This window comes from Elstera sp. (genome assembly GCF_044372965.1).
Taxonomy (GTDB): domain Bacteria; phylum Pseudomonadota; class Alphaproteobacteria; order Elsterales; family Elsteraceae; genus Elstera.
Genome location: NZ_JBILQX010000030.1, coordinates 18,120 through 28,409, shown reverse-complemented (window position 1 = coordinate 28,409; position 10,290 = coordinate 18,120). Strand labels below are relative to the sequence as shown.

Here is a 10,290-nt window from a genome sequence, read left to right as displayed (position 1 = left end):
GCGCCGCGCCCGAAAGCTGGGTTATCCCCGCGATCGGCCCCGACTACGGCAAAATGCTGGACCAGGCGAAAATCCTGCGCGACCGCCCCTATCCTACCGCCCTGACCCTGCCAACGACCGTGGCGATCCATCCAACGGGCGTCGAAGCCGGGTTGCGCCGGGCCGCCGACGCTTTTGGCAAGCCTTTGTTCGTCTATGCGAAAAGCGAGGGCTACCTGAGCCCGGCCCAATTCGGCGCGCTGGCCCGCGACGGGGTGATCTGCGCGATCAAATACGCCATTGAGCGGAAAGACCCGGCGCAGGATGCCTTCCTGAGCGAACTCGTGCAGCAGGTTGACCGGAAGCTGATCGTGAGCGGTATGGGCGAGCGCCCGGCCCTCACCCACCTCCACGACTTCAAACTGGGCGGCTATACCTCCGGCCTCGTTTGCATCATCCCCGCCGTCTCACAGGCGTTCCTGAAGGCCGCTCAAGCGGGCGATACCGCTAAGGCCGGGAGCATCGCCGCCCGCTTCACGCCGCTCGAAAACGCCCGCGAGAAATATGGCTTCATCCGCGTGCTGCATAGCCTTGTACGCCTCGCAGGCGTCGCCGATACCGGGCCGATCCTGCCGCTCCTGGCCGATCTCACTCCGGCGGAAATCACTGAACTCGCGCCGATGCTGGACGCGCTGCTGGAAAAGGCCCCTGCCTAAGGCTCTAAACTATCGGTGAGAATGCGGGCCCGCGCGTTATTGATGTGGGTCCGCATCGCCGCCCGCGCGCCTTCGCTATCTTCGGCGCGGATCGCCTCGACAATCGCTGTATGCTCCCCCTGCACCGTTTCAAGCCGAACCCGGCTACGGCGCATGGAGAGGCTGCGGGCCAGTTGCATGCCGCCTTCGAGTTGGGCGAAAATCGATTTCAAGCTGATTTCAAAGAGTTTATTGCGGGTGGAGCGGGCAATTGCCATGTGCAAATCCACATCCCGCCCCGTCCCAACTTCACCCTGCTCAATCGCGGTATCGAGCGCCTGCATCGCCGTATCGATCTGCTTCATGTCGTCGCTTGACCGGCGCAGGGCGGCGAGCGCCGCCGTTTCCCCTTCAAGGGCGATCCGAAACTCGAAACAGCGCATCAGATCGGCAATCGAGCCTGCGGGCGCAATCGAGATCATCTCCTCGCTCGGGCGGCGCATAACATAAGAGCCGGAGCCTTGGCGCGAGACGACCAGCCCATCGGCTTGAAGTCGCGACAGCGCCTCCCGCACCACAGGGCGCGACACGCCGAACTCCTCACACAATCGAACTTCGGAGGGAAGCCGCTCGCCCTCGACGAACTCCCCCTTCACGATCCGCGCGAGGATCAATTCGTAAAGCTGATCGCCGAGCCGGACGGCCCGCACGGTCGGATCGAGTGCAATGGGTTTAAAGGTTTTGGCGGCCCGCATGGTCCTTGGCACTATAGCTTCTCGTATCTCGACAGACAATTAGACAACATCGAAATAGGATGAACAAATTATTCTGGACACAAAAATAAAAACCCTTCCCGGATTTGGGGGAGCAAATCCGGGAAGGGCCGTTGGCGGCGTTAGAAGCGGGAGCCTCTGACGCCCACTCCAGAAGTTAGCCGCCCTGAAGCCCGACCAGCCAACGCGGCAGCGCCAGCGAGAAGGCGGGAACATAGGTCACCAGGAACAGCGCCCCGACAAGGGCCAGATAGAACGGCCAAATCGTCTTCATCACGTGCCCGACGCTGACCCCGCCGATGGCGCAACCGACGAACTGGGTGGTGCCCACGGGCGGCGTATTGAGGCCCAGGGCGCAGTTAATCAGCATCACCATCCCGAATTGAACCGGCCCCATGCCGTACTGCATGGCAATCGGCAGAAACAGCGGCGTGCAGATCAGAATCGTCGCGGCCATATCGAGAAATGTACCGAGCACAAACAGCACCAGATTGATCAGAAAGAACACCACAAGCGGGTTTGTCGTGATCTTGGCGATCCCTTCGGAGGCAAGTTGTGCCACATCATAAAGACTGATGAGATACCCGAAGACGGTGGAAACCCCGATCAGCAGCAGCACAACGCCCGTGGTTTTCGCCGCCTTTGCCGCCGCTTTCACCAGATTCTGCCACGATAGCGATCGGTAGACGACAATCGTCACCACGAGTGCATAGATCACCGCAACGGCGGCGGATTCGGTGGCGGTGAAAATTCCAGTGAGAATGCCGGTAATAATGATGACGGCAACGAACAGCCCCGGCATCGCTTGCAAAAAGGAGTGAAGCACCGCACCCCAACCGGGGAAGGTGCCCGCCGGATAACCGCGCTTGACCGCCACGGCATAGGCCGCGATCAGCATGCAGATCGTCAACAGCGCCGCCGGAACCAACCCCGCCACAATCAACGCCGAAATTGAAACTTTGCCCCCCGCCGCCAGCGAATAGATAATCATATTATGGCTGGTCGGCATCAACGCACCTACCAGCGACGCGTGAGTGGTAACGTTTACGGCATAGTCGGCGTCGATCCCTTCCTTTTTCATCATCGGGATCATCACCGCGCCCATCGCCGACACATCGGCCACGGGCGAGCCGGAAACGCCCCCGAACAGGGTGCACGCGACGACGTTGGACATGCCGAGCCCGCCGCGAATATGGCCGACCATATTTTTGGCCAGTTGCACGATGCGGTCGGCAATGCCGCCGTAGAGCATAAGCTCACCCGCGAAGATGAAAAACGGAATGGCGAGAAAGGAGAAGATGTTCATCCCCGAACTCATGCGTTGAAACACTACAGCCAGCGGCAGACCTTCATAGAGAATCGTCGCAATCGACGACAGGCCAATGGCAAAGGCCACCGGCACGCCCAGAATGAGCAAGCCCAGAAAGGTGATGGACAGAATAATCAGTGCCACGATGGGATGACCTCTTTGCCGTGCAGCATGGCCAGAACGTGCTCGATGGAAAACAGCACGATCAAAGCGCCGGATAGCACCAGCGGTAGATGGTTGAAACCTTCCGAAATATGCAGAATCGGAATCTGATAGTTGATGACCGATAGGGCCAACAGCCCGCCGTGCCACACCATGATACCGCCGAAAATCGCCACAAGAATGTGAATAACCAACTCCAGCATGTGGCGCGGTTTCTCGGGCACCAGGATCAGCAGCGATTCCATGCCGATATGTCCGGCATCGCGCACCCCGACCGAAGCGGCGAGTAGGGTGACGTAAAGCACGATCACCAGCGCCAGCGATTCCGCCCAGGTCGGTGTATCGTTCAACACATAGCGCCCGAACACCTGCCAGGCGACAACGGCGACCAGAAGAAAAATGCCCAAAACCGCAAAATACATGCAGTAGCGGGCAAGACGCGCGTTAAAGCGCGTCAAGAGATTGAAAATCATCGGCGGCTCCCACCAGACCTATAGGCAAAACCCGGCGGCGTCTTATCCGCCGCCGGGCAGTTTTGGCCTAATTCGCCTGCTGAATCCGCGCGATCAGCGACTTCAGCTTAGGATCGGCAGCGAATTTGTCGTAAACCGGCTTCACTGCATCGGCGAAGGATTTTTTATCGACATCGGAGACAATGGTAACGCCCGCCGCTTCGACAATTTTGCGCGATTTATCTTCCTGCTCATCCCACAATTTGCGCATATGCGGAACCGATTGTTTCGCGGTTTCGCGGATGATCTTCCGCTCTTCCGCCGAAAGCCCGTCCCAAATCTTCTTCGAGAAGACCAGGACTTCCGGGGCCATCGAATGTTCGGTGAGGCTGTAGAATTTCGCGACTTCGAAATGCCGCGAGGTATCATACGACGGCCAGTTATTTTCCGCCGCATCGACGACGCCGGTTTTCAGCGCGGTATAGACTTCGGCATAAGGTAGCGGTGTAGCGTTCGCACCCAAAGCTTGGATCAGCGATACCCACATGTCGGACTGCTGCACGCGGACCTTGAGGCCCTTCATATCGGCAACGGTCTTGATCGGCTTGCTCGGCGTGTAAATCGAGCGCGAGCCGCTATCGTAGAAGGCGAGGCCGATGAAACCCTGCGGCTCCAGCGACGCCAGAATTTCTTCGCCAATCGGCCCATCGAGCACCCGGCGCATATGATCCTTCGACTTGAACAGGAAGGGCAGCGACGGAACCAGGGTTTCCGGCGCAATCGCGGTAAACACAGCGGTATTCACCCGCACCATATCGAGCGCGCCGATTTTGGTTTGCTCAACCGTGTCTTTTTCCGACCCGAGCGCGCTTTGCGGGAAGACTTTAATATCGTATTTGCCGCCAGTGCGTTCCGAAATCAGCTTGCCCATGTAAATCACGGCCTGAACGGTCGGATATTCCTTGGGGTGGACGTCGGAGGAGCGGAAATCCCGCGCCATCGCGGGCAGCGATAAGGCCAAGGCGACGGCAGCCGTCGCCAGCAAAGCAGAATACTTCATGTTTCTCTCCCGTAAGGTCCGGCTGCGATGGCTTTGTGCCCTTTGTCTCGGCAGACCGGCGTTGATGACTGAACCCTAAACGCTCCTCAATAACCTGTCAAACAAGATGACAGCTTATACCGGCCAAGACTATTGCGGCCCCAATCGATCAATCAACACCTTCAATTCGGCGCTTTCGGCTTCCGTCAGATCGAGCAGCGGCGTACGGACCGGGCCTGCGGTTTTGCCGACGATGGTGGCCCCGGCCTTGACGATGCTAACGGCATAACCCGCCTTGCGATTGCGGATTTTGGCGTAAGGCAGGAAGAATTCGTCTAGAATCCGCCCCGTCGTCGCCGTGTCGCGCGCGGCAACTGCCTTATAAAACTCAACCGCCGTGCGCGGAATAAAGTTGAACACCGCCGAGGAATAAACCGGCACACCGATGGCATGATAGGCTTCGGCGAAAAGTTCCGCCGTCGGCAGGCCACCGAGATAGGCCACCCGATCCCCCAGTTTGCGGCGCACACTGGTCATCAGTTCGAGATCGCCCAGACCGTCCTTAAAGCCGATGAAATTCGGGCATTCGTCGGCAATCCGCGCCAGCGCGTCCGGCCCCAGGCGACAGACGTTGCGATTATACACAATCACGCCGATCTTCACCGCCTTACAAATGGCGACGACGTGTTGACGCACCCCCTCGGGATCGGCTTCGGTCAGGTAATGCGGCAGCACCAACAGCCCCGCTGCGCCGGCCTTTTCGGCCTGCTGGGCGAGGTCGATGGCAAGGCGCGTGCCGTAGCCGGTGCCCGCGATGATCGGCACGTCATTCTTGCAGGTCTCGGCGGCAACGCGAATAATTTCGCCATGCTCCGCCGGGGTAATCGAGAAAAACTCACCCGTCCCCCCCGCTGCGAACAGGGCTGACGCGCCATAGGGCATCAGCCAGTTCAAGCGGTCGCGGTAGGTATCGGCTTTAAAATCGCCGTGGGCGTCGAAATCGGTCAGCGGGAACGACAGCAGGCCGCTATCGAGCACATGTTTAAGAGAAAGGGGGTCCATGCGTCCTCCAAAAATGAGTCCCCCGCCTCTACAGCGGCAGGGGTTTTCCTTCCGTCGCCGCGCTTTCGGGGGACGAAAAGGGTGACAGGACTATGCCATCTCCTATGTCATCATACAAGTTGGAGATTTAAAAAAATCACACGCCTGCCAAAAAGGATGGAAACTTGCTTAAACGACGATCAGGACGAAAGGCTAGTGACTTCCCGCAAACTAAGGCGCAGGCGCTCCCGGCTTCCGGCCAGATGCACCCGCATCGCCGCGCGCGCCGAATCGCTATCTTGGCGCTCAATGGCTTGGAAAATCGCCTCATGCTCGCCATTGACGCGCTCAAGATAGGTGGTGCGCGACTGGTCTTGCAGGCGGAAGGTTTGCAGGCGCGTGCGCGGGATCAGCAGCGCGCCGAGATAGTTAAAAAAGTTCACGAAATGGCGGTTTTCGGTCGCTTCGGCAATGGCGCGGTGAAAATCGAGATCGGCCTCGACCGCATCCTCGCCCACGGCAATCGCGCGCTGCATCCGCTCCAGCGACGCCCGCAGCGCCACCAAATGGCTCTCCTGCCGCCGTTGCGCCGCGAGCGCCGCTGCCTCGGCCTCGAAACCAATTCGCAGTTCGAGAACAGATAGAACCTCCTTCACCACGTCGAGGTGCGCTTCCTCGATGCGGAAGGGCTGGACAATATCGCTTTGCAGAACGAAGGCACCGACACCTTGATGGGTCGAGACCAGCCCGTTCGCCTTCAGCGTCGCAATTGCTTCGCGCACAACCGTGCGGCTCACGCCAAACTCCTCAATCATTTCAAGTTCGCTCGGCAGTTTATCGCCGCGCGGATAGATGCCCTTGGCGATCCGGTCGCCCAAGGTTTGCACCAATTTTGCCGTTAAGGTTTCCCGTCGCCGAAGTTCGGCCATTCTCACGCTCACTTATTATAATAAGTTGGGCCTTGTCGGTCGGCCCTGCGATGAGTATAGAAAGGAAGGCACCGGGCCGACAAGGCACCTGTCCCCCCATCCACCGGTTTTTTACAGTGTTGCCCCGCATCTGTTTGACAACTATAACAAGCCAGCGCAGGGTCACACCCTAAAAATCGTCTGGTTTTATGAGGAAACGTCGCATGCCCGCTTCAGTCACCTGTCTGGTGGATGCCCGCGCCACCGTAGGCGAAAGCCCCGTTTGGGATGCTGCCACCGATAGTCTTTATTGGGTCGATATCATCGCCGGTAAGCTATCGCGCATCACATTGGGCGCGGATCTGACCGGCCGCGCCGTGCAAAGCTGGACGGTGCCCGCCGCCATCGGCTCGCTCGGCCTGTGCCCGGATGGCCGCCTGCTCGTCGCCCTGCCCTATGGTGTGCATTATTTCGATCCCGCCACCGAAACCCTGCCCCTGCTGGTCGATCCCGAACCCGGCATGGACACCAACCGTTTAAACGACGGCAAAATGGGGCCGGATGGCGCTTTCTGGGTCGGCTCGATGGACGATCGCCCCACAGGCAAACAGCCCATCGCCGCACTTTACCGCGTCACCCCGGACGGCAAGGCCGAAAAGAAGATCGATCAGGTGACGGTCTCCAATGGCCTCGCCTGGAGCGCCGACGGTAAAAGCCTGTTCCATTCGGATTCGCGCGGAATTTGGTTGGATCGCTGGGATTTCGACGCCGCGACTGGCGCGATTTCCAACCGCACCCGCATCGCCACCCCGGACGAGGCGACGGGCCGCCCCGATGGCGGGGCCTGCGATGCCGAAGGCTTCTATTGGTCCTGCGGTGTCTCGGCAGGTCGGCTCAACCGCTTTGCGCCCGACGGGAGCATCGTCGAAACCATCGCCCTGCCCGTTCCTGCGCCGACCATGCCCTGCTTCGGCGGGCGCGATTTGAAGACCCTATTCTTCACCAGCCTGCGTGCCGGTCTCTCGCCGGAGAAGCTGGAAGCAGCCCCGCTGTCGGGCGGGCTGTTCATGATGCAAATGCCGGTTGCTGGTGCGCCGATTGCCCGCTTCGGCGAACCCTTGCGCTTCTAGAGGATTGATGATGACTGCAAAACCGATTCTGCTCACCGGGGCCGCCGGGGCGCTTGGCCGCTGGCTGCGCCCGCAACTCCTCGCCCGTTACGGTAGCCTGATTAGCAGCGACGTTGCCCCGATCACCGATCTTCTGCCGGGCGAAACCTTCGTGCAATGCGATCTCGCCGATGGCGTCGCCGTGGAACGGATGGTTGCGCAAGCGAGCGCTATTCTGCATTTCGGCGGCCAATCGGTGGAAGCACCGTTTCATCGGGTAATGTCGGCCAATATTCTCGGCACCTATAATGTCTTCGAGTCCGCGAAGCTGAATGGCATCAAGCGCATCGTCTTCGCCTCGTCGAACCATGTCATCGGCTTCCATGAAACCAGCACCCGGCTCGACGCCGAGTCGGTGATGAAGCCCGATGGCTTCTATGGCGTCTCGAAAGCCTTCGGCGAGAATCTCGCCAGCCTTTACGTCGATAAGCATGGGCTTGAAATCGCCTGCCTGCGCATCGGCACCTCCATCCCCGAGCCGAAAGACGCGCGCCATCTGTCGACGTGGCTGGCGTTCGAAGACCTCCTCAGCCTGCTCGAAGCCTGCCTGTCCGCGCCGACACTCGGCTTCGAGATCATCTACGGTGCCTCGGCGAACGAGCGAACCTGGTGGGACAATAGCAAAACCAAGTATGTCACCTGGACACCCAAAGATAATGCCGAACGCTTTGCTGCCACGCTGCTGCCCAATGGCGACCAGCGCGACCACAGCGAGATTGCCGTGCGTTTCCAGGGCGGTCCGTTCTGTTCGCAGAACTACGACCGGAAGGATTAAGCTTGATTGGCCGTCGCCAGATCGGTCAGGAAGGCCATCGCCTTTCGGTAGGGGTTGGCCCCGTGGCTGATCCGGGCGACGCCCATTTGGGCGAGCGTTGCGCGCGGCGGCGTGCGGTCGGTCGCCATGATATTGACCGGCAGGGGGGAGGCTTTCGTGAAAGCTTCGATCAATCCGGCGTCGGCAAGACCCGGAACGAAGATGCCATCGGCCCCGGCCTCGGCATAAATCCGCGCGCGCGCCAGGGCTTCCGCCACCTGATCCGGCCCGTGTTGGTCGGCGGGGGTTGCAAAGAAAACATCGGTGCGGGCGTTGATGAAGGCGGGCACCCCTGCTTCCTCGGCAGCAAGCCGGGCGGCGGCATAGCGCGCAGCTTGCTCAGCCGGATCGCGCAGCGTGGCCGTGCCGGGCAGACTATCTTCGAGATTAAAGCCAATCGCCCCCGCCGCCAGCGCCTGGACCACGGTCGCGTGAACTTCGGCGGGCGTTTTGCCGTAACCGGTTTCAAGATCGACCGTCAGCGGCAGGGGAACCGCCGCCGCAATGCTGCGGACCAGCGCCAGAACCACATCGAGCGGCAGGGTTTCGCCGTCGGCAAACCCTTGCGCGGCGGCGACGCCCCAACTGCCGGTGGCAAGGGCGGGAACGCCCGCCGCCGCAACCGCCTTGGCGCTGCCCACGTCCCAAATATTGGTCAAGATCAGCGGCGTGCCGGGTTGGTGCAGCGCGCGGAAAGCTTCAGCGTAAGCCGGGAAGGAAGTCATGGGTCTCTGTCTCCAAGTCGGGGGGTGGGGCGAAATGCCGTTCGTGATTAAGCAGCCAGCGCTTACGCCACAGTTTGCCGCCGTAGCCGACCAGCTTGCCGTCGGCCCCGATAACGCGGTGACAGGGCACGAGAATCGCAATTGGGTTCGCGCCATTGGCTTGGGCGACCGCGCGCATCGCGGTGGGACGCCCAATCCTCTCGGCCAAGACCTTATAGGAAATCGTCACCCCCGCCGGAATTCGGCGCAGTTCCGCCCAAACCTGCTGGTAGAAAGCGCTACCGATCGCCGCAAACGGCAAATCGAAGGCCGCCGAGCGGCCCGCAAAATAGGCGGCCAGCGTTTCGGCCAAGGCGGTGAGCAGCGGATGCGGCGCAAAGCAGACCGAACCGACGCGGCGGTTCAGGCGTTCCAGTTCGCCGGGCAGCGCGACCCGATCGGCAAACTCCAGCAAATGCAGCCCGGTTTCATCGGCGACCGCCAGCATCGGGCCGAGCGGCGTTTCCAGCCACTGCGCCGACAGCATGTCGCGGGTGCGCCCCTGTGCGGGTGCCGCGCCGATCAACCGGGTCACGGCATCGCGAAATCCGCTGGCGGACTCGTAGCCCGCGTCCAACTGTGCGTCGATCACCGAACCTCCCTTGTTCAACTGCGAGAGCGCGTTTCCCAAGCGATGGGTGCGCACAAACTGCGTAAAGCTCATTCCGTAAACGCGCTGAAACGCCCGGCGAACGGTGGACGGATCATAGCCCAAACGCTTCAACTGCGCTGCCGACCAATCTTGATCAGACGCCGCCAAGACTTGTTCTCGCAGCGTTTCGACGCTCGCGGGGCGTGGCAGCCCGCTGTCGAGCGGGCGGCAGCGCTGACAGGCGCGGAAACCCGCCGCTTTCGCCCGGTCGCGCGTCGCATAGAAGCGCACATTTTCGCGCTTGGGCTTGCGCGCCGGGCAGGTCAGGCGACAGAAAATTCCCGTGGTGATAACACCCACATAGGCGCTTCCTTCGTAAGCGGCATCACGCGCCAGCAGCGCTGCGTAAAGACTATCTTCGTCGGTCGGCAAGCAGATCATGGGGCAACTCTAGCGCAGCCGCTTCCCGCCTGCCGCCGAAAAGGAGGCGTTTATTTTTATGCGCCCTCGAATGGGAGCTATGCCCGCAGAAGACTTGCGCCGCCCGAGCGATGCTTGCAGCATGCGCGCGATTTGGCTGCGCCTAGCTCACC

At 60.7% G+C, this 10,290-nt stretch carries 11 protein-coding genes; 3 read left to right on the top strand and 8 right to left on the bottom strand.

Annotation, left to right across the window (positions count from 1 at the left end; all coding sequences use genetic code 11):
• The coding region (locus ACIQ36_RS06345) for a dihydrodipicolinate synthase family protein (protein ID WP_395827011.1) at window positions 1–695 on the top strand (695 nt) is incomplete at its 5' end.
• On the opposite strand, the gene ACIQ36_RS06340 is transcribed toward ACIQ36_RS06345, so the two are convergent.
• The 6 genes from ACIQ36_RS06340 to ACIQ36_RS06315 all read right to left on the bottom strand — a co-directional run bounded on the left by ACIQ36_RS06340 (window position 692) and on the right by ACIQ36_RS06315 (window position 6,379).
• Window positions 692–1,441 carry a FadR/GntR family transcriptional regulator gene (locus tag ACIQ36_RS06340; RefSeq protein ID WP_395827008.1) on the bottom strand — a complete coding sequence of 250 codons (750 nt, stop codon included), beginning with the start codon at window positions 1,439–1,441 and terminating at the stop codon, window positions 692–694. The genes ACIQ36_RS06345 and ACIQ36_RS06340 overlap by 4 nt on opposite strands.
• A 163-nt stretch (window positions 1,442–1,604) precedes the next feature.
• On the bottom strand, window positions 1,605–2,900 hold the full coding sequence (locus tag ACIQ36_RS06335) for a TRAP transporter large permease (RefSeq protein ID WP_395827005.1): 1,296 nt from the start codon (window positions 2,898–2,900) through the stop codon (window positions 1,605–1,607).
• Window positions 2,891–3,391, bottom strand: coding sequence for a TRAP transporter small permease (locus ACIQ36_RS06330; RefSeq protein WP_395827002.1), 501 nt, complete (start codon window positions 3,389–3,391; stop codon window positions 2,891–2,893). The genes ACIQ36_RS06335 and ACIQ36_RS06330 overlap by 10 nt, the downstream gene beginning before the upstream one ends.
• A gap of 67 nt (window positions 3,392–3,458) precedes the next feature.
• On the bottom strand, window positions 3,459–4,430 hold the full coding sequence (locus ACIQ36_RS06325; RefSeq protein WP_395826999.1) for a TRAP transporter substrate-binding protein: 972 nt from the start codon (window positions 4,428–4,430) through the stop codon (window positions 3,459–3,461).
• Between the two features lie 129 nt (window positions 4,431–4,559).
• Window positions 4,560–5,471 (bottom strand): 5-dehydro-4-deoxyglucarate dehydratase, encoded by a 912-nt coding sequence (gene kdgD, locus ACIQ36_RS06320; RefSeq protein WP_395826996.1) that lies wholly within the window; start codon window positions 5,469–5,471, stop codon window positions 4,560–4,562.
• 179 nt (window positions 5,472–5,650) lie between these two features.
• Window positions 5,651–6,379: a FadR/GntR family transcriptional regulator gene (locus ACIQ36_RS06315; RefSeq protein ID WP_395826993.1), complete on the bottom strand. Its 729-nt coding sequence runs from the start codon at window positions 6,377–6,379 to the stop codon at window positions 5,651–5,653.
• 203 nt (window positions 6,380–6,582) lie between these two features.
• On the opposite strand from ACIQ36_RS06315, the gene ACIQ36_RS06310 reads away from it, so the two are divergent.
• Entirely contained in the window at window positions 6,583–7,488 is a 906-nt protein-coding gene (locus ACIQ36_RS06310; RefSeq protein WP_395826990.1) for an SMP-30/gluconolactonase/LRE family protein, read from the top strand.
• 7 nt (window positions 7,489–7,495) lie between these two features.
• The gene (locus ACIQ36_RS06305; protein ID WP_395826987.1) at window positions 7,496–8,302 is read left to right on the top strand and encodes an NAD-dependent epimerase/dehydratase family protein; all 807 of its coding nucleotides are present in this window, start codon (window positions 7,496–7,498) and stop codon (window positions 8,300–8,302) included.
• On the opposite strand, the gene ACIQ36_RS06300 is transcribed toward ACIQ36_RS06305, so the two are convergent.
• Window positions 8,299–9,066, bottom strand: coding sequence for an isocitrate lyase/phosphoenolpyruvate mutase family protein (locus ACIQ36_RS06300; RefSeq protein ID WP_395826984.1), 768 nt, complete (start codon window positions 9,064–9,066; stop codon window positions 8,299–8,301). The genes ACIQ36_RS06305 and ACIQ36_RS06300 overlap by 4 nt on opposite strands.
• Window positions 9,041–10,138, bottom strand: coding sequence for a bifunctional transcriptional activator/DNA repair enzyme AdaA (locus tag ACIQ36_RS06295; RefSeq protein WP_395826981.1), 1,098 nt, complete (start codon window positions 10,136–10,138; stop codon window positions 9,041–9,043). Before ACIQ36_RS06295 ends, ACIQ36_RS06300 begins: the two co-directional genes overlap by 26 nt.
• Window positions 10,139–10,290: the final 152 nt, after the last annotated feature.

Bases quoted from the DNA above. Each gene is read 5' to 3' on its own strand.
- ACIQ36_RS06330 (WP_395827002.1), bottom strand. From the start codon at position 3,391: ATGATTTTCAATCTCTTGACGCGCTTTAACGCGCGTCTTGCCCGCTAC.
- ACIQ36_RS06325 (WP_395826999.1), bottom strand. From the start codon at position 4,430: ATGAAGTATTCTGCTTTGCTGGCGACGGCTGCCGTCGCCTTGGCCTTA.
- kdgD (WP_395826996.1), bottom strand. From the start codon at position 5,471: ATGGACCCCCTTTCTCTTAAACATGTGCTCGATAGCGGCCTGCTGTCG.
- ACIQ36_RS06315 (WP_395826993.1), bottom strand. From the start codon at position 6,379: ATGGCCGAACTTCGGCGACGGGAAACCTTAACGGCAAAATTGGTGCAA.
- ACIQ36_RS06310 (WP_395826990.1), top strand. From the start codon at position 6,583: ATGCCCGCTTCAGTCACCTGTCTGGTGGATGCCCGCGCCACCGTAGGC.
- ACIQ36_RS06305 (WP_395826987.1), top strand. From the start codon at position 7,496: ATGATGACTGCAAAACCGATTCTGCTCACCGGGGCCGCCGGGGCGCTT.
- ACIQ36_RS06300 (WP_395826984.1), bottom strand. From the start codon at position 9,066: ATGACTTCCTTCCCGGCTTACGCTGAAGCTTTCCGCGCGCTGCACCAA.
- ACIQ36_RS06295 (WP_395826981.1), bottom strand. From the start codon at position 10,138: ATGATCTGCTTGCCGACCGACGAAGATAGTCTTTACGCAGCGCTGCTG.